Here is a 16,378-nt window from a genome sequence, read left to right as displayed (position 1 = left end):
GTGCGGTGTCGGGGACCGATGGCGTAGGCCGCCGGGCCGGGTCGGGTGGACCGTGGCGTCAGGCGACGCCGAGCTGGTCCCAGAGCACGAGGACGGCGGCGCCGCGCAGGACGATGTCGTCGGAGCGGTGCGCGAGGCGCACCGTGAGGTCGGTCGTCGTGCGGGCGAGGAGGCGGGACCGGAGGGTCTCCTCGACGGCGTCGCGCAGGACGCCCCCGAGCAGGTGCTCGGGGCCGCTGAGGACGACCTCGGAGAGGTCGAGCGCCGCGACGACGGGGGCGAGCGCGATGCCGAGCCGCTCGCCCGCCTCGCGCAACGGCCCCTGCGGGTCGTCGCCCGGCGCCGCGGCGAGCGCCTTCTCGAGGTTGGGGGCCGAGATCCACGTCTCGAGGCAGCCGACCTTGCCGCAGCGGCACGTCGCGCCGCCGTCGGTGCCGACGGTGACGTGGCCGATCTCGCCGGACGCGAAATGCGCACCGCGCACCCGCTGTCCGCCGACGATGAGGCCTCCGCCGACACCGCGGCCGATCTTGACGAGGACGAGGTCGTCGCCGCCGTCGCCGAGGGTGTAGTCGGCGTGGACGGCGGCGTCCGCGTCGTTGACGACGAAGACGGGCAGGCCGGTCGCGTCGGCGACGATGTCGCGCAGCGGCACGTCGTTCCAGCCGAGGTTGGGGGCGGTGTCGACGACGCCGCCGGGCCCGACGATGCCGGGCGTGCCCACGCCGATCCCGAGCAGCGGCGCCGTGGCGGCGCCGATGACCTCGTGGACGAGGTCGAGCACCGTGTCGACGACGGCCTGGCCGGAGTCGTCGCCGATCGGGCGCTCGGCGCGGACGAGGATGTTGCCGTCGAGGTCGAGCACCGCAGCGCGGAGCACCTCGTGGGCGGCGAGGTCGACGCCGATGGCCTGCAGGCCGGTGCGGTTGACGTCGACGAGGGTGCCCGGCTTGCCGGGGCGCACGACCTCGGACGGTCCGAGCTCGACGGCGTGGCCGCTGTCCATGAGCTCGGAGACGAGGTCGGAGACGGTCACCTTGCTCATCCCCAGACGGCGGGCGAGGTCGGCACGGCTCATCGCGCCGACGGAGTAGAGCATCTGCAGCACGAGCGAGAGGTTGTGCCGCCGGCCGTGCGCGGGCAGCACGGCGGTGCGGGGGGAGACGCGGCGAGCTCGCGGCAGTGCGGTGGTCACGAGAGTTAGTAAAGTTTACTAACTCTCGTTTCGCAACCCTTTCCTCGAGAAATGTTCACCGCTGCGCCCGCGAGGCGAGGTGGTCCCGACACCGAGGTGGGTTCCGCGAGCACCTCGAACGACGTGGTCCGGTGGGGCACGACGGTGGGTGGCGCGACATACAGTCGAGGTATGTGCCGCAACATCCGACAGCTCCACAACTTCGAGCCGCCCGCGACGAGCGACGAGGTCCGTGCCGCCGCGCTGCAGTACGTCCGGAAGGTCAGCGGGAGCACCAAGCCCAGCCAGGCCAACCAGGAGGCCTTCGACGAGGCCGTCGAGGCGGTCGCGCACGCGACGGCCCACCTGCTCGAGCACCTGACGACGACGGCACCGCCCAAGGACCGCGAGATCGAGCGCCAGAAGGCGCGCGAGCGCAACGCGGTCCGCTTCGGCACCCCCGCCTGAACCGCTCCGGCCGGACGCCTCGCCGTCGTTCGTCGACCCGTAGTCTGCTCGCATGGGCATCTGGTCGACCCAGGTCACGCCGCGCCTCGTCGCGGCCGGCGGTGAGGACGAGAAGGTCCGTGCGCTGCGGGCTCGGGCCTGCGCAGGCCTTCACGGCGAGGTCGTCGAGCTCGGCTTCGGCAGCGGTCTCAACGTCGGGCTCTACCCCGCCGCAGTCACCCGCATCGTCGCCGTCGAGCCGTCCGACGTCGCCTGGGAGCTGGGGGCGCAGCGCCGGGCACGCAGCCCGATCCCCATCGATCGTGGAGACCTCGACGGCCAGTGGCTCAGCCTGCCGGACGCGAGCGCCGACGCGGTCCTCTCGACGTTCACGCTGTGCACGATCCCGGACGTCCACCGAGCGCTCGCCGAGGTCCGACGCGTCCTGCGCCCGGGGGCCGCGCTGCACTTCCTCGAGCACGGCGTCGCCCCCGAAGAGGGGGTGCAGCGCTGGCAGCGCCTCATCGAGCCCGTCCAGAAGAAGGTCTTCGACGGCTGCCACCTGACCCGACCCATCGACCGTCTCGTCGAGGAGTCGGGCCTCGTCCTCGAGGACGTCGAGCGGGCCTATGCGCCGATGCCGAAGGTCATGCGGCCGTGGGTCTTCGGCTACCTCGGCCGAGCCGTCCGACCCGCCTGACGCCGCCTGACGCCGCACGACCCCGGCGCCTGACCCACCGTCGGGCACCCACGCTCGTCTAGACGGTGACGGACGCCTCGGCGACGATCCACACGGACAGGGGACGGTGCAGCGATGCGGACGAGGGCACAGCGCGAGGCGGAGTTCAGCGACTACGTCGCGCGCAGGCGTACCCACCTCTTCCGCACCGCGTGGCTCATCTGCGGGGACTCCCACCTCGCGGAGGACCTCGTGCAGCAGACCCTGACCAAGCTCTACGTGTCGTGGCACCGGCTCCGGGAGGAGAGTGCCGTCGACGCGTACGCCCGGCGGATCCTCGTCAACACCCACCTCGACGAGGTCCGCCGGCCGTTCCGTCGGAGCGAGCGGTCCGCGCCCGACGACGAGCTCGACCGTGCCGGCCGGATGGACCTCGCCTACGAGGACCTCGACGACCTGGGCGCTGCCCTCCGCGCCCTGCCGCCGGGGCAGCGCACGGTGGTCGTGCTGCGCCACTACTGGGGCCTGTCCGTCAACGAGACCGCCGACACGCTGGGGATCGCCCCCGGCACGGTCAAGAGCCAGACGTTCGAGGCCATCGCGCAGCTGCGCCGCACCCTCGAGCCGACCACGACCACGGGGAAGGGATGACGGACATGAACGACACGATCACCGGTCCGACCGACCAGGATCTCGAACGCGCCCTGCGCGCGCTGGCGGACGAGGCCCCCGCCCCCGGCACGGCCCTGTCGTCAGACCTCCGGCGCGGCCGACGGGGCCTGCGTCGGCGCCGCGCCGTGACGGGGCTGGGCTCGGTCGCCGGGGCCACGGTCGTCGTCGGCGCCGTGTTGGTCGGCGCCCACGCGCTCCAGGCGGGACCTCCGGCTCCGGCGGCCTCGGCGCCGGCCGGTTCCCCGCTGCCCGGGGCCACGGCGGCGACGCCGACCTCCACCATGACGGCCGTGCCCGACGCGGAGTCGGGGGCCACCGACGCGACGCCAACGGTCGGTGCCCCGGCGATCGCCGCCGCCGTCGCCCGGCACCTCGACCCGCAGGGGACGCACTACCCCGACAAGGCGGCGCACTACGAGCACTCCACCGGCTCCGACCGTCTCGGCACGACGTCCGCGGGCACGACCGTGCCGTGGGTCGAGGCCGACCACAGGGCCACGACCGGGGTGACGGTGCGGATCATGCGTGATGCCGGTCCGCAGTGCGTCGCCACACCCGGCGAGTCGTGGGGGGTGCCGTCGTGCCGCACCGTCCGGCTGGCCGGCGTCCCGGTGACCAAGGTGACCTTCGCCGACCCGGGCGCGCGGGCCCCGGAGTACTGGCGGCAGAACGCCAGGGGTGCCTGGGTCTCGGTCGACGTGTTCCGGGTCGACGACGCGTTCGTCACGGACCCCAACGGGTCGAGCGACGTCGACGTCGACCCGTTGCCCGAGCTCGGCATCGACGAGCAGGACATCGGCCGTCTCCTCACCGATCCGGCCCTCGACGTCGTGGTCCTCGACGGCTGACCTGAGTCGTCGGCGGCGCCGACTACGGTTGGCACATGTCGATCGGCCCGCACCCCGACCTCGTGTCGGAGGTGCGGGCCGCACTCCTGTCCCGGGCCGACCCCGAGCGGGCGGCCGGCCAGCAGCGCTACATGAAGTCGGCGATGCCCTACTTCGGACTCACCTCGCCGCAGCTCAAGGCCACACTGACCCCCCTGCTCCGCGACCCGGGCCTCGCCATGGACTCACGGGAGCAGTGGGAGGCGACGATCCGCGCGCTGTGGGACAGCGCCACCCATCGCGAGCAGTGGTATGCCGCCATCGCCCTCGCGCGCCACCGCCCCTATCGCGGGTGGGTCGACAGCGACGCGATGCCGTTGTGGGAGAGCCTGATCCGGGCCGGCGCCTGGTGGGACGTCGTCGACGACATCGCGACGCACCTCGTGCGCGACACCGTGCTCGGACACCCGACGGTCGAGCACCTGCGGATGCGTGACTGGGCCGGTGCCGACTCGCTCTGGGTGCGGCGCTCGGCGATCATCTGCCAGGTCGGAGCCCGCGAGCGCCTCGACCAGTCGCTCCTCGTCGACGTCATCGAGCCCAACATCGACGACCCGGACTTCTTCAGCCGCAAGGCGATCGGCTGGGCGCTGCGCGACCACGCCCGCGTCGACCCGCAGTGGGTGCGCTCGTTCGTCGCCGCCCACCCCGACCTGTCCGGCCTCTCGCGACGCGAGGCCCTCAAGCACCTGGGGCCCCTGACGTGAGCCACGCATGACCAGCATCTCCCCGCTGCCCACGAACCACCGCCGCGAGATCGTCCGCCTGGCGGTCCCGGCCTTCCTCGCCCTCATCGCCGAGCCGCTCTTCCTCCTCGTCGACTCGGCGATCATCGGCCACCTCGGCACCGCCGAGCTCGCCGGTCTCGGGGTCGCGAGCGCCGCGCTCGTCACGGCGGCCGGCATCTTCGTCTTCCTCGCCTACGGCACGACGAGCGTCGTCGCGCGCCATCTCGGCGCCGGTGACGAGCGGTCCGCGGTGAGCGCCGGCATGGACGGCTTCTGGCTGGCCCTCGGGCTCGGCGCCGTCACGGCGGGCTGCGTCGCCGTCTGGGCCGGACCGATCAGTGCGGCCTTCGGCGCCTCCCCCGCCGTCATCGAGCAGGCGACGACCTATCTGCGCATCTCCGCCCTCGGCATCCCCGCGATGCTCGTCATCCTGGCGGTCACGGGTGTGCTCCGTGGCCTCCAGGACACGACGACCCCCCTCGTCGCTTCGGTCGTCGGCTTCGGCGCCAACATCGTGCTCAACCTCGTCTTCGTCTACGGACTGCACTGGGGCATCGCCGGATCCGCGTGGGGCACCGTCATCGCGCAGACCGGCATGGGGCTCGCGCTCGTCATCGTCCTGCTCGTCAAGGCCCGGGCCCGGCACGCCCGGCTGCGCCCGCACCCGGCGCGCGTCCTCGCGGCCGCGCGGACCGGCATACCCCTGCTCGTGCGCACCGTCGCCCTGCGCGCGATCCTCATCGTCACGACGTGGGTCGCGGCCTCCCTCGGCGACGTGACCCTCGCGGCCCACCAGGTGGCGATGACGGTCTGGTCGTTCCTCGCCTTCGCGCTCGACGCCCTCGCGATCGCGGCGCAGGCCATCACCGGTCGCGCCCTCGGCGCCGGCGACCGATCGGCGGTTCGGGAGGCCATGGGCACGATGATCCGGTGGGGGGTCTGGGGTGGGCTCGCCCTCGGCCTCGTCATCGCCGGGCTCCACTCGGTCGTGCCACCGCTCTTCACCCCCGACCCGGCCGTCGAGGAGGCGCTCGGTGCGGCCCTCGTCGTCGTCGGGCTGGGTCAGGCGGTCGCGGGCTACGTCTTCGTCCTCGACGGCGTGCTCATCGGCGCGGGCGACGGCCGCTGGCTCGCGTGGGGCATGGTCGTCACGTTCGTCGCCTACCTGCCCCTCGTCCTCGCGGTGCGGGCGGCGGGCCCCAGCGGCTCCGCGACCCGCGACGTCGTCGTGCTGTGGCTCGCCTTCACCGGCTTCATGGTCATCCGCGGCGTCCTGCTCGGGTGGCGGGCACGCCGTGACGACTGGATGGTCGTCGGTGCCCGCTGAGCCTCAGCCTGCCCGTACGGCGCCCGCCACGAGGAGCCCCGCGGACGCGAGCGACAGCGCGGCCCGCACGTGGTTCATCGCGACCCAGCCGGGCGCATACCCCTGCCAGGCCGCCGCCGCCGCGGGAGCGGATCCGGCGTCCACCCGGTCGAGGGCGTCGTTGCGCGGCACGTGATAGGCCGCGGTGACCCCGAGGGCGACGACGCCGGTGAGTGCTCCGGCCACGAGCAGGGCGCGGGTGCTGCCGCTCGAGCGGGCCAACGCCCAGCCGCCCACGGCGAGCGATCCGAGGCCCGAGACGACGAGCGGCACGGCGAGGCCGCGCGGCGCCGTGACGTTGACGGCCTGCATGGCGCGCACGGCGTCGCCGGCCGCGAGCCGGTCGAAGCCCGGCATGACGAAGGTCGAGAAGCCCACGAAGACGCCCCCGAGCACGCCGGTGCCGAGGGCGGTCGCGAGGGTGACGGTGCGCATGAGTGTGGTGTCCATGACTCCATGACAACGCACCAGTGTGAGCAGGTGAATGCTCCTTCGGCTCATCAACCTCAGCGATCGTCTCATCGGCGTACCGTGGAGCGATGGACACCCTCAGCGCCGTCATGGACGGCCACCGGGCCCGCGGAGCCTCGCTGCTGCGGTGCGAGATGCGCGCGCCGTGGGGCCTCCGGATCGAGGACGAGGCGGCCCTCGGGCTCGTCGTCATGGTGGCGGGGACGGCCCAGCTCCTGCCCCGGCACGGCGCGGCGATCGCGCTCGGCGCCGGTGACCTCGCGCTCGTCAAGGGCACCCGGCCCTGGGTCTTCGCCGATGACGTCGCGACCGAGCCCAGCATCGTCATCGAGCCCGGCAACGTCTGCCGCTCCCTGACGGGCCAGCACCTGGCCGTGTCGCTCGGGCTCGGCACGCGCACGTGGGGCAACGCCGGTGACGAGCCGGGCGACACGACCTTCCTCACGGCATCGTGGGAGCTGGCGAGCCAGGTGACCGGCCGGCTGCTCGACGCCCTGCCCGACGTGGCGGTCGTCCGTGCCGGTGAGGCCGACCCCACCCTCTCGGGACTGCTCGCGCGTGAGGTGCAGCGCACCCTCCCCGGCCAGGACGTCGTGCTCGACCGCCTCGTCGACCTCGTGCTCATCGAGGCCGTCCGCCAGTGGTTCGCGCGCACCGAGGGCTCGGCACCCTCGTGGTGGCGGGCGGGCTCCGACCCGGTCGTCGGCCGCGCACTCGCGGCGCTGCACGACGAGCCGGGGCACCCGTGGACCCTCGATGCCCTCGCCGCCCACGTCCACGTGTCGCGCGCGACCCTCTCGCGCCGGTTCACCGAGCTCGTCGGCCAGTCGCCGATGGCCTACCTCACCCACTGGCGGCTCGCCCGCGCCGCCGACCTGCTGCGGTCGGGCAGCCTCAGCGTCGAGCACGTCGCGCACGCCGTCGGCTACGCCAACGCGTTCGCCTTCAGCGCCGCCTTCAAGCGTGAGCACGGCTCGGCGCCGCGCGCCTTCCGGTCGGCGCCCGTCGTCCCGGGAGCGTCCAGCCCCGTCCCCGGCTGACCCTCCGGCGCCTCGGCCGGCGCCCGTATGCCGTCCGCCGGCGTGCCCGCGAACCCGGCCGACACGGCCGCCGGGTCAGGGCCAACTGCTACGGGTTTCCCAGCGTTCTTTAAGGTCGGGCGCCCATAGTCGATCTCGTGAGTTGCTCCTGTGCGACTCGGTGATCTCCTCCCCCTGTCGGATCACCGGGTCAAGGGCACCCGCCCCTGCTGGTCGAGTTCGGCGACGTGACCAGCGGGGGCGGGTTTTCTCGTTTCCGCCCCTGCCCGCGTGCCCTCACATGGCGCCGTCGGCGACCTCGACGTCGGACAGCAGGGCCTGCACCTCGGCCGTCGTCGGCATCGCCGTCGAGCACGCGAGCCGGCCCGCGACGAGAGCACCGGCCACGTTGGCGAAGTGAAGCACGCGCTCGAGGTCCCACCCCTCGAGCAGGCCGTGCACGAGCGCACCGCCGAACGCGTCGCCCGCGCCGAGGCCGTTGACGACCCTCACCGGGAACCCACCGACCCTCACCTGCTCGGAGGGGGTCATCGCGAGCACCCCGCGTGGTCCCAGCGTGACGACGGCGAGCTCGACCCCCGCCGCCAGGAGCGCACGGGCGGCGCGCTCGGGGTCGGCCTCCCCGGTCGCGACCTCGCACTCCTCGACGTTGCCGACGGCGACGGTCGCGTGACCCACGGCATCGAGCACCTGCCGACGGGCCTCGTCGGGCTCGCTCCAGAAGACGGGCCGGTAGTCGAGGTCGAGGACGGTGAGCGGCGCCCGGCCGCGTTCCTCCCAGGCCGCGTGGTGGGCCGATCGGCTCGGCTCCTGGCTGAGCCCGGTCACGGTGGACCAGTAGACCTGCGCCTCCCGGATCGCTTGCAGGGGAAGGGAGTCCGCGGTGATGAGAAGGTCGGGCGCGACCGGGTAGCGATAGAACCAGGTCGGGAAGTGGTCCGGTGGGAACACCTCGCAGAACGTGACCGGGGTCGGCGGCCCACCGGAGATGGTCTGCACGTGCGCGTCGTCGACACCGAGCTGCAGCAGCTCGCGGTGGACGAAGCGTCCGAAGGCGTCGTCGGCGGTGGCGCTGACGAGCGCGGCGCGGCGGCCGTGACGGGCCGCGGCGACCGTGACGTCGGCCGCGCTGCCACCGAGGAACTTCTCGAAGGTGCGCACCTCGTCGAGCGTGACCCCGTGCTGGAGGGGGTAGAGGTCCACGCCCACGCGACCCATCGCGACGAGGTCGTAGACGGTCATGGGAGCCTCCCACCGGCGCCGGGCCCACGCCGGCGTCTGAACCTCCACGCTAGCGGCGATCAGGTCACGGAATGGTCACGGCTCTTGACCGATGCCCGCCGGCACCCCCATTCTCCTCGTGAGAGCGCTCTCACGGCCACGTCTCACGCACGGAGAGCGCTCCCACACCCACACTGGGGATGAGACCAAAGGAGCTCTCCATGACATCCCGTTCCACCCGGATCGGCGCGCCCTCCGTGCGCTCACGCCACGCCGTACTCGCCACCCTCACCGTCGGCCTGCTGGCCCTCTCGGCCTGCAGCTCTGGTTCGGGTACCGACAGCCCCTCCACCCAGGCCGGCAGCACCGGCGGCGGCGGACCGGTCACCCTGACGCTCGCCACCTTCAACCAGTTCGGCTACGAGGAGCTCATCCCCGAGTTCGAGAAGTCGCACCCGAACATCAAGGTCACCCACAAGAAGGCTGCGACCTCAAACGAGGCCCGCGACAACTTCTTCACCCGCCTCTCGGCCGGCAGCGGCATGGCCGACGTCGAGGCCGTCGAGGTCGACTGGCTCCCGGAGATGCTCCAGTACTCCGACAAGTTCACCGACCTCAACTCCGCCGACGTCCAGGGCCGCTGGCTCGACTGGAAGGCCAAGGCCGCCACCGACGCCGAGGGCCACCTCATCGGCTACGGCACGGACTCCGGCCCCGAGGCCATCTGCTACCGCAGCGACCTCTTCAAGGCCGCCGGCCTGCCGAGCGACCGCGAGTCGGTCGCCAAGCTGTTCGGCACCACGTGGGAGAGCTACTTCGCCGCCGGCAAGCAGTTCAAGGCCAAGTCCAAGGTCCCCTTCTTCGACAGCATCGGCGCCACGTACCAGGGCATGGTCAACCAGCTCGAGGCCGCCTACGAGAACCCGAGCGACGACGCGATCACCGCGACGGACAACGCCGCCGTCAAGAAGGTCTACGACCAGGTCATCCAGGCCGGCATCACCGACGGCCTCTCGGCCAAGCTCCAGCAGTGGGGCGACGACTGGACCGCGAGCTACCAGAAGAACGGCTTCGCCACGATGCTCTGCCCCGGCTGGATGGTCGGCATCATCGAGGGCAACGCCAAGGGCGTCAAGGGCTGGGACGTCGCCAACACCTTCCCCGGTGGCGGTGGCAACTGGGGCGGCTCGTACCTGACCGTGCCCAAGCAGAGCGCCCACCCGAAGGAGGCCCAGGAGCTCGCCGCGTGGCTGACCGCGCCCGAGCAGCAGGTCAAGGCCTTCAAGAAGGTCGGCGCCTTCCCGAGCCAGAAGCAGGCCCTCGAGAGCCAGGACCTGCTCTCCTTCACCGTCGCCTCCTTCAACAACGCACCCACCGGCCAGATCTTCGCCGACCGCGCCAAGGCCGTCACCATCACGCCGTACAAGGGCACCCACTACTTCGCGATCAACGACGCGATGCAGCAGGCCCTGACCCGCGTCGAGCAGGGCGCCGCCCCGCAGGAGTCTTGGGACAAGTGGGTGGGCGACGTCAAGGCCCTCGGCTGACCTGATCCCGCCGGTCGACGGGTCGAACGCCCGACCCGTCGACCAGCCGACCGCGGACGGCCCGGTGCACCCCTCACCGTTCACCCGGGCACCGGGCCGTCCGCCCGACCATCGGAAGCGCCATGACCGTTCAGTCCCCCACCCGCACGACGCAGCCGGACCCGCCCGGCGCCGCGGCGATCGTGCAGCGCACGCCCCTCCCGCCCCGCTCGGGCTGGCGCCGCCGCCTGACGAAGCTCGACGAGAAGGGCGCGCCCTACGCGTACGTCTCGCCGTTCTTCATCCTCTTCGGCATCGTCGGGCTCTTCCCGCTGCTCTACACGGCGTGGGTCTCGCTCCACAAGTGGAGCCTCATCGGGGGCCAGGGCGACTTCGTCGGGCTGAAGAACTACGCGGACGTCCTCGCGCAGCCCTACTTCTGGAACGCGCTGAAGAACACCGTCAGCATCTTCCTGCTCTCGAGCGTGCCGCAGGTCATCGCGGCACTGCTCATCGCGGCCGCCCTCGACAGCGGGCTGCGGGCCCGCACCTTCTGGCGGATGGGCGTGCTGCTTCCCTACGTCGTGGCCCCCGTCGCCGTCGCCCTGATCTTCAGCGACCTCTTCGGCGACAAGTTCGGTCTCGTCAACCACCTGCTCGGCCTCGTCGGCATCGACCCGATCCAGTGGCACAAGGAGGTCCTGCCGAGCCACGTGGCCATCGCGACGATGGTCAACTTCCGGTGGACCGGCTACAACGCCCTGATCTTCCTCGCCGCGATGCAGGCCATCCCGCGCGACTACTACGAGGCGGCCATGATCGACGGCGCGGGCCGCATCCGCACCTTCTTCTCGATCACCGTGCCGCAGCTGCGCGCGACGATCATCTTCGTCGTCATCACCTCGACGATCGGCGGCCTGCAGATCTTCGACGAGCCGCGGATGTACGACCAGTACGGCCTCGGCGGCGCCGACCGCCAGTGGCAGACGCTGACCCTCTACCTCTACCAGCTCGGCTGGACGCAGAAGAACTTCGGCCGAGCGGCCGCCGTGGCGTGGATGCTCTTCCTCATCGTCATCGTCTTCGCGGTCGTCAACTTCCTCGTCACCCGCCGGATCGCCTCGAAGGGACAGCGATGACCGCCCCGACCCTGAACCCCGCCCCTGCGGTCAAGCCCCGGCGGGGCACGAAGCTCGTGCGCCGCACCCAGGCCAGCCCGACGGCATACGTCTTCCTCGCGATCGTCCTCGTCGGCTCGGCGTTCCCGCTCTGGTGGTCCTACGTCATCGGCAGCAAGGACTCCGCCGCCATCGTGCAGGACCCGTTCTCGTTCGTCCCCGGCGGGCACTTCCTCCAGAACGCGAGCACCGTCGTCACGACGATCCCGTTCTGGAAGGCGCTCGGCAACAGCATCCTCGTCAGCTCGACCGTGGCCGTGCTCGTCGTGCTCTTCTCGGCCATGGCCGGCTTCGCGTTCGCCAAGCTCCGCTTCCGGGGCCGCAACGGTCTGCTCGTCTTCGTCATCGCGACGATGGCCGTGCCGACCCAGCTCGGGATCGTGCCGCTCTTCATCGTCATGAGCAAGCTCGGCTGGATCGGCAGCCTCTGGGCCGTCATCCTGCCCAGTGCCGTCAGCGCGTTCGGGGTCTTCTGGATGACGCAGTACCTCCAGGAGGCGTTGCCCGACGAGCTCATCGAGGCCTCGCGCGTCGACGGTGCGTCGACGCTGCGGACGTTCTGGTCCATCGCACTGCCCGCCGCCCGCCCGGGTGCGGCGATGCTCGGCCTGTTCACCTTCATCGCGACGTGGACGAACTTCTTCTGGCCGTTCATCATCCTCGACCCCGGCAACCCGACGCTGCCCGTCGCCCTGCAGCAGCTGCAGGCCGCCTACTTCGTCGACTACTCCCTCGTGCTCAACGGGGTCGTGCTCATGGCGCTGCCCCTCATCGTCCTGTTCGTCTTCGCCGGGAGGCAGCTCGTCTCCGGCATCATGCAAGGAGCCGTCAAGGGATGACCGCCCAGACGCGTACCCACCAGACCCTCCTCACGCCGGGCACGACGCCCGCGACGAACCTGCGCATCGCAGCAGAACGCCCGGTGCCGCAGGACTTCCTCCTCGGGGCCGCGACCGCGGCCTACCAGATCGAGGGGGCCCGCCACGACGACGGCCGCACCGACTCGATCTGGGACACCTTCTCGCACACCCCCGGCGCCGTCGTCGACGGTGACACCGGCGACGTCGCGTGCGAGCACTACGACCGGTATGCCGCCGACGTGGCCCTCATGAGGTCGCTCGGCCTGCAGTCGTATCGCTTCTCGACGTCGTGGGGACGCATCTGCCCCGACGGCGGACCGGTCAACGCCCGGGGCCTCGACTTCTACGAGCGGCTCGTCGACTCGCTCCTCGAGTCGGGCATCGCACCGTGGCTCACCCTCTACCACTGGGACCTGCCGCAGGCCCTCGAGGACCGCGGCGGCTGGACGTCGCGCGAGACCGTCGACCGCTTCGTCGACTACGCGCTCGCCGTCCACGACCGGCTCGGCGACCGCGTCCGCACGTGGACGACCCTCAACGAGCCGTTCTGCTCGGCCTTCCTCGGCTACACCGCCGGCATGCACGCACCGGGCCGCACCTCACCCGCCGACGGTCTCGCCGCCGCGCACCACCTCCTGCTCGGCCACGGCCGCGTCGTGCAGGAGCTGCGGGCCCGCGACGCCTCGCTCGAGCTGGGGCTGACCCTCAACTTCACCGTCGCCGACCCGCTCGAGCCCTCGGACCCCCGCGACGTCGACGCCGCGCGCCGGGTCGACGCCCAGATGAACCGGATCTTCCTCGACCCGGTCTTCCGGGGTGAGTACCCCGCAGACCTGCTCGAGGACGTCCGCCACCTGGGACTGACCGACCACATCATGGACGGCGATCTCGAGGTCATCTCCACCCCGATCGACGTGCTCGGCGTCAACTACTACAACGGCGAGGCCATCGGGCACGAGGCGCCCCCCGCCGCCCTCTCCGACAGCGTCAACGGAGGCCGGTTCACCCGGTCGCCGTTCCCCGCCGCCGACGACGCCCACCGCCACCCGCGCGGGCTGCCCGTCACCGCGATGGACTGGGAGATCCAGCCCGAGGGGCTGACCCGTCTGCTCGTCCGCCTGCACGAGGAGTATGCCGGCCCGGCCGGGGTCGCCCTGCACGTGACGGAGAACGGCGCCGCCTTCGACGACGCCCCCGACGAGGACGGCTTCGTCGATGACCGCGGCCGGACGGCATACGTCCGTGCGCACCTCGGCGCGATCCTCGACGCCGTCGACGCGGGGGTCCCCGTGCGCGGCTACTTCTACTGGTCGCTCCTCGACAACTTCGAATGGGCCTGGGGCTACGCCAAGCGCTTCGGTATCGTCCGAGTCGACTACGACACCCAGGTGCGCACTCCCAAGGCGAGCGCGCTCGACTACGCCCGCATCATCTCGACGCGGCGGCTGCCCAGCCCGTGGGACGGTCCCGCCACGAGCGGTGAGGGCGATGACGCTGCAGGAGAATCGACACCATGAGCGACGGGACGCTGGCCACCCCCGTCGGGCGACCCACCCTCGAGGAGGTCGCCCGAGTGGCCGGCGTGTCCCGGGCCACGGTCTCGCGCGTCATCAACGGCTCACCCCGGGTCAGCCCGGACGTGCTCGCCGTCGTCGAGAAGGCCATCGCCGAGCTCGACTACGTGCCCAACCGGGCCGCCCGGTCGCTCGTCGCCCGCGCGACGATGTCGATCGCGCTCGTCGTGCCCGAGGACACGCACCGCTTCTTCGGCGACCCGTACTTCGCCGACGTCGTCCAGGGCATCAGCGACCGGCTCGACGACAGCGACTACGTGCTCAACCTCCAGCTGACGCACCCGAGCTCGCCGTCGGAGAAGACGAAGCGCTACCTGCTCGGTGGCAACGTCGACGGCGCCATCGTCGTCTCGCACCACTCCGGCGACCACTTCCTCACCTCGCTCAGCCGGTCGCTGCCCGTCGTCTTCGGCGGCCGGCCGATCGGCGAGGCCAAGGACCGCGACTACTACATCGACGTCGACAACCGGCTCGGCGGCGTCCGCGGCACCCAGCACCTCATCGACCGCGGGCGCACCGCCATCGCGACGATCACCGGCCCGGCCGACATGCCGGCCTCGGTCGACCGCGAGCAGGGCTGGCGCGACGCCCTCGCGGAGGCCGGGCTGTCCGACCACCGCCTGGCGCGCGGCGACTTCACCGAGGCCGGCGGCATCCGCGCCGCCCTCGCGCTCATCGACGAGTTCCCCGACCTCGACGCGCTCTTCGTCGCGAGCGACCTCATGGCGAGCGGGGCGCTGCTCGCGCTCGACGAGCGCGGGCTGCGGGTGCCGGAGGACGTCGCGATCGTCGGCTTCGACAACAGCAAGTACGCCACGCGCGGCAAGGTGGGACTGACCACCGTGGCCCAGCCCGCCCAGGAGATGGGCGTCGTCATGGCCGACACGCTGCTACGGCTGCTCGCGGGCGAGTCCCCGCCCCGGGTCACGACGCTCGACACCCACCTCGTCGTCCGCGACTCCTCCTGACCCCGCCCGGGTGACGTCGTCTCGTGACGCCACCTGACGGGCGCCGAGCCACCCTCGCGGCCCGAGCCACCGGCACACCAGTGGCTTCGTGCCTTCGGCGCGACTCGGCACGGGTGAGGTGCCGCGAAGTCGGGCGCCCAGCGGGACAACCTCGCGCGGCACCGAGGCGTCATGGTGTGCATCGGCTCGATCAGCGAGCCCGCCAGACAGGGGATCCACCACATGTCCGCCACGCGCACCCTCACCGCCATCGCCCTCACCACGGGCCTCGGCGCGGCGACCCTCGTCGCCGCTCCGGCACACGCCGGCGGCGCCCCCGACCTCGGTTCCGTGACCGTCGACCGGCAAGCCCGCCTGCACGACGGCGCCGTCACCCTCGGTGGCCGCTACACGTGCACCGTGCCCGACGCCCCGGAGGGCTCGGGTCCCGGGACGCTCGGCCTCGAGCTCGTGTCACGGGCCGGGGCCACCACGACGGCCCCGGTCACCGTGTCGGTGCCGGTCACCTGCGACGGGACCGAGCGCGGCTGGACCGTGACGAGCCCGGCGGGCTTGCTGCGCCAGGGCCGGGCCTGGGTGCACGGCCACCTCGAGGTGCCCGACACCGCCGGCAACGCGCCGTGGGAGCTCTTCGACACGACGGTCGCGGTCGTCGGCCGCCGCTGACGCACTCCCACCCCACCGCACCGCCGCGATCACGCGCGGCGGATCGCCCTCGCCGCCCACCCCGGAGTGGGCGCGCAGTCGGCCGTTCGGCATGACGAAGGGCCGGGCTCCGCGTGTGCGGAGCCCGGCCCTTCGACCGTGCGAGAGGCGTGCCTCAGGCGGGGACGACCTCGAACTTGAGGGTCGCCGCGACCTCGGGGTGCAGACGGACGGTCGCCTCGTAGGAGCCGAGCGTCTTGATGGCCTGCTTGACCTCGATCTTGCGCTTGTCGAGCTCCGGGCCACCGGCAGCCTTGACGGCAGCGGCGATGTCGCCGTTGCTGACGGCGCCGAAGAGGCGACCGGACTGGCCGGACTTGGCCGGGACCTTGACCGACGTGGCCTCGAGCTGGCCCTTGACACCCTTGGCGGTGTCGAGGTCCTTGATCTCGCGGACCTCGCGGCCCTTGGTCAGGGCGTCGACCTGCTTCTGGCCACCCTTGGTCCACGGGGTCGCGAGACCGCGCGGCATGAGGAAGTTCCGGCCGTAGCCGTCCTTGACCTCGACGACGTCACCAGCAGCACCGAGGCCGGTGACCTCGTGCGTGAGAATGAGCTTCATGGTGTTCTCCTCGTTCCCGAAACCGGCTCAGCGAGCCGAGCTCGAGTAGGGCAGCAGGGCCATCTCACGGGCGTTCTTGACGGCCGTGGCGATGAGACGCTGCTCCTGGACGGACACACCGGTCACGCGACGCGCGCGGATCTTGCCGCGGTCGGAGATGAACTTGCGCAGCAGCGCAGTGTCCTTGTAGTCGATGTTCTCGACCTTCGCCGCCTTCAGCGGGTTGGCCTTCTTCTTGGGCTTGCGCACAACGGGCTTTGCCATCGTGGTGCTCTCCTTCTTGATGAGAGCCCGGGGGTTCGTGCCCCGGGATGGGTTTC

The 16,378-nt window shown here is 71.9% G+C and carries 18 protein-coding genes; 13 read left to right on the top strand and 5 right to left on the bottom strand.

Annotated features, from left to right (window positions below):
- Positions 1–58: 58 nt before the first annotated feature.
- Positions 59–1,195 carry an ROK family transcriptional regulator gene (locus H283_RS0101230; RefSeq protein ID WP_020141685.1) on the bottom strand — a complete coding sequence of 379 codons (1,137 nt, stop codon included), beginning with the start codon at positions 1,193–1,195 and terminating at the stop codon, positions 59–61.
- Positions 1,196–1,366: 171 nt separating this feature from the next.
- On the opposite strand from H283_RS0101230, the gene H283_RS0101225 reads away from it, so the two are divergent.
- The 6 genes from H283_RS0101225 (at position 1,367) to H283_RS0101200 (ending at position 5,914) form a co-directional block, all read left to right on the top strand.
- On the top strand, positions 1,367–1,642 hold the full coding sequence (locus tag H283_RS0101225; RefSeq protein ID WP_020141684.1) for a DUF2277 domain-containing protein: 276 nt from the start codon (positions 1,367–1,369) through the stop codon (positions 1,640–1,642).
- Positions 1,643–1,694: 52 nt separating this feature from the next.
- Positions 1,695–2,321 carry a class I SAM-dependent methyltransferase gene (locus tag H283_RS0101220; protein WP_020141683.1) on the top strand — a complete coding sequence of 209 codons (627 nt, stop codon included), beginning with the start codon at positions 1,695–1,697 and terminating at the stop codon, positions 2,319–2,321.
- 114 nt (positions 2,322–2,435) lie between these two features.
- A complete protein-coding gene (locus H283_RS0101215; protein ID WP_020141682.1) occupies positions 2,436–2,951 on the top strand; it encodes a SigE family RNA polymerase sigma factor in 516 nt (171 codons plus the stop codon).
- 5 nt (positions 2,952–2,956) lie between these two features.
- On the top strand, positions 2,957–3,820 hold the full coding sequence (locus tag H283_RS26395) for a hypothetical protein (protein ID WP_156022902.1): 864 nt from the start codon (positions 2,957–2,959) through the stop codon (positions 3,818–3,820).
- Positions 3,821–3,855: 35 nt separating this feature from the next.
- The gene (locus H283_RS0101205; protein ID WP_020141680.1) at positions 3,856–4,566 is read left to right on the top strand and encodes a DNA alkylation repair protein; all 711 of its coding nucleotides are present in this window, start codon (positions 3,856–3,858) and stop codon (positions 4,564–4,566) included.
- Between the two features lie 7 nt (positions 4,567–4,573).
- Positions 4,574–5,914, top strand: coding sequence for an MATE family efflux transporter (locus H283_RS0101200; RefSeq protein ID WP_020141679.1), 1,341 nt, complete (start codon positions 4,574–4,576; stop codon positions 5,912–5,914).
- Positions 5,915–5,917: 3 nt separating this feature from the next.
- Here H283_RS0101200 and H283_RS0101195 read toward each other — a convergent pair whose 3' ends face one another.
- Positions 5,918–6,403, bottom strand: a complete 486-nt coding sequence (locus tag H283_RS0101195; protein WP_020141678.1) for a DUF1772 domain-containing protein — start codon at positions 6,401–6,403, stop codon at positions 5,918–5,920.
- Between the two features lie 89 nt (positions 6,404–6,492).
- On the opposite strand from H283_RS0101195, the gene H283_RS0101190 reads away from it, so the two are divergent.
- Complete coding sequence (locus H283_RS0101190) at positions 6,493–7,464, top strand: AraC family transcriptional regulator (protein WP_020141677.1); 972 nt, start codon at positions 6,493–6,495, stop codon at positions 7,462–7,464.
- A gap of 276 nt (positions 7,465–7,740) precedes the next feature.
- On the opposite strand, the gene iolC is transcribed toward H283_RS0101190, so the two are convergent.
- Positions 7,741–8,706, bottom strand: a complete 966-nt coding sequence (iolC, locus tag H283_RS0101185) for a 5-dehydro-2-deoxygluconokinase (protein WP_020141676.1) — start codon at positions 8,704–8,706, stop codon at positions 7,741–7,743.
- A 200-nt stretch (positions 8,707–8,906) separates the two neighbouring features.
- Between iolC and H283_RS0101180 the strand changes: the two genes are divergently transcribed.
- The 6 genes from H283_RS0101180 to H283_RS0101155 all read left to right on the top strand — a co-directional run bounded on the left by H283_RS0101180 (position 8,907) and on the right by H283_RS0101155 (position 15,457).
- Entirely contained in the window at positions 8,907–10,232 is a 1,326-nt protein-coding gene (locus H283_RS0101180; protein ID WP_020141675.1) for an extracellular solute-binding protein, read from the top strand.
- Positions 10,233–10,354: 122 nt separating this feature from the next.
- Positions 10,355–11,350: a carbohydrate ABC transporter permease gene (locus H283_RS0101175; protein ID WP_020141674.1), complete on the top strand. Its 996-nt coding sequence runs from the start codon at positions 10,355–10,357 to the stop codon at positions 11,348–11,350.
- Positions 11,347–12,228, top strand: coding sequence for a carbohydrate ABC transporter permease (locus H283_RS0101170; protein ID WP_020141673.1), 882 nt, complete (start codon positions 11,347–11,349; stop codon positions 12,226–12,228). Before H283_RS0101175 ends, H283_RS0101170 begins: the two co-directional genes overlap by 4 nt.
- Positions 12,225–13,766 carry a GH1 family beta-glucosidase gene (locus tag H283_RS0101165; RefSeq protein ID WP_020141672.1) on the top strand — a complete coding sequence of 514 codons (1,542 nt, stop codon included), beginning with the start codon at positions 12,225–12,227 and terminating at the stop codon, positions 13,764–13,766. The genes H283_RS0101170 and H283_RS0101165 overlap by 4 nt, the downstream gene beginning before the upstream one ends.
- Complete coding sequence (locus H283_RS0101160; protein WP_020141671.1) at positions 13,763–14,791, top strand: LacI family DNA-binding transcriptional regulator; 1,029 nt, start codon at positions 13,763–13,765, stop codon at positions 14,789–14,791. The genes H283_RS0101165 and H283_RS0101160 overlap by 4 nt, the downstream gene beginning before the upstream one ends.
- A 171-nt stretch (positions 14,792–14,962) precedes the next feature.
- The gene (locus H283_RS0101155; protein WP_020141670.1) at positions 14,963–15,457 is read left to right on the top strand and encodes a DUF6299 family protein; all 495 of its coding nucleotides are present in this window, start codon (positions 14,963–14,965) and stop codon (positions 15,455–15,457) included.
- Between the two features lie 154 nt (positions 15,458–15,611).
- Here H283_RS0101155 and rplI read toward each other — a convergent pair whose 3' ends face one another.
- Positions 15,612–16,058: a 50S ribosomal protein L9 gene (gene rplI, locus H283_RS0101150; RefSeq protein WP_020141669.1), complete on the bottom strand. Its 447-nt coding sequence runs from the start codon at positions 16,056–16,058 to the stop codon at positions 15,612–15,614.
- Between the two features lie 27 nt (positions 16,059–16,085).
- Positions 16,086–16,322 (bottom strand): 30S ribosomal protein S18, encoded by a 237-nt coding sequence (rpsR, locus tag H283_RS0101145; RefSeq protein ID WP_013494395.1) that lies wholly within the window; start codon positions 16,320–16,322, stop codon positions 16,086–16,088.
- Positions 16,323–16,378: the final 56 nt, after the last annotated feature.

This window comes from Terracoccus sp. 273MFTsu3.1 (assembly GCF_000383675.1).
GTDB lineage: Bacteria > Actinomycetota > Actinomycetes > Actinomycetales > Dermatophilaceae > Terrabacter.
This window is presented reverse-complemented; position numbering and strand designations above follow the sequence as displayed.

What these genes read in the sequence shown, in the direction of transcription:
- H283_RS0101225 (WP_020141684.1), top strand. Translation starts at nt 1,367, where the DNA reads ATGTGCCGCAACATCCGACAGCTCCACAACTTCGAGCCGCCCGCGACG.
- H283_RS0101220 (WP_020141683.1), top strand. Translation starts at nt 1,695, where the DNA reads ATGGGCATCTGGTCGACCCAGGTCACGCCGCGCCTCGTCGCGGCCGGC.
- H283_RS0101215 (WP_020141682.1), top strand. Translation starts at nt 2,436, where the DNA reads ATGCGGACGAGGGCACAGCGCGAGGCGGAGTTCAGCGACTACGTCGCG.
- H283_RS26395 (WP_156022902.1), top strand. Translation starts at nt 2,957, where the DNA reads ATGAACGACACGATCACCGGTCCGACCGACCAGGATCTCGAACGCGCC.
- H283_RS0101205 (WP_020141680.1), top strand. Translation starts at nt 3,856, where the DNA reads ATGTCGATCGGCCCGCACCCCGACCTCGTGTCGGAGGTGCGGGCCGCA.
- H283_RS0101200 (WP_020141679.1), top strand. Translation starts at nt 4,574, where the DNA reads ATGACCAGCATCTCCCCGCTGCCCACGAACCACCGCCGCGAGATCGTC.
- H283_RS0101195 (WP_020141678.1), bottom strand. Translation starts at nt 6,403, where the DNA reads ATGGACACCACACTCATGCGCACCGTCACCCTCGCGACCGCCCTCGGC.
- H283_RS0101190 (WP_020141677.1), top strand. Translation starts at nt 6,493, where the DNA reads ATGGACACCCTCAGCGCCGTCATGGACGGCCACCGGGCCCGCGGAGCC.
- iolC (WP_020141676.1), bottom strand. Translation starts at nt 8,706, where the DNA reads ATGACCGTCTACGACCTCGTCGCGATGGGTCGCGTGGGCGTGGACCTC.
- H283_RS0101180 (WP_020141675.1), top strand. Translation starts at nt 8,907, where the DNA reads ATGACATCCCGTTCCACCCGGATCGGCGCGCCCTCCGTGCGCTCACGC.
- H283_RS0101175 (WP_020141674.1), top strand. Translation starts at nt 10,355, where the DNA reads ATGACCGTTCAGTCCCCCACCCGCACGACGCAGCCGGACCCGCCCGGC.
- H283_RS0101170 (WP_020141673.1), top strand. Translation starts at nt 11,347, where the DNA reads ATGACCGCCCCGACCCTGAACCCCGCCCCTGCGGTCAAGCCCCGGCGG.
- H283_RS0101165 (WP_020141672.1), top strand. Translation starts at nt 12,225, where the DNA reads ATGACCGCCCAGACGCGTACCCACCAGACCCTCCTCACGCCGGGCACG.
- H283_RS0101160 (WP_020141671.1), top strand. Translation starts at nt 13,763, where the DNA reads ATGAGCGACGGGACGCTGGCCACCCCCGTCGGGCGACCCACCCTCGAG.
- H283_RS0101155 (WP_020141670.1), top strand. Translation starts at nt 14,963, where the DNA reads ATGGTGTGCATCGGCTCGATCAGCGAGCCCGCCAGACAGGGGATCCAC.
- rplI (WP_020141669.1), bottom strand. Translation starts at nt 16,058, where the DNA reads ATGAAGCTCATTCTCACGCACGAGGTCACCGGCCTCGGTGCTGCTGGT.
- rpsR (WP_013494395.1), bottom strand. Translation starts at nt 16,322, where the DNA reads ATGGCAAAGCCCGTTGTGCGCAAGCCCAAGAAGAAGGCCAACCCGCTG.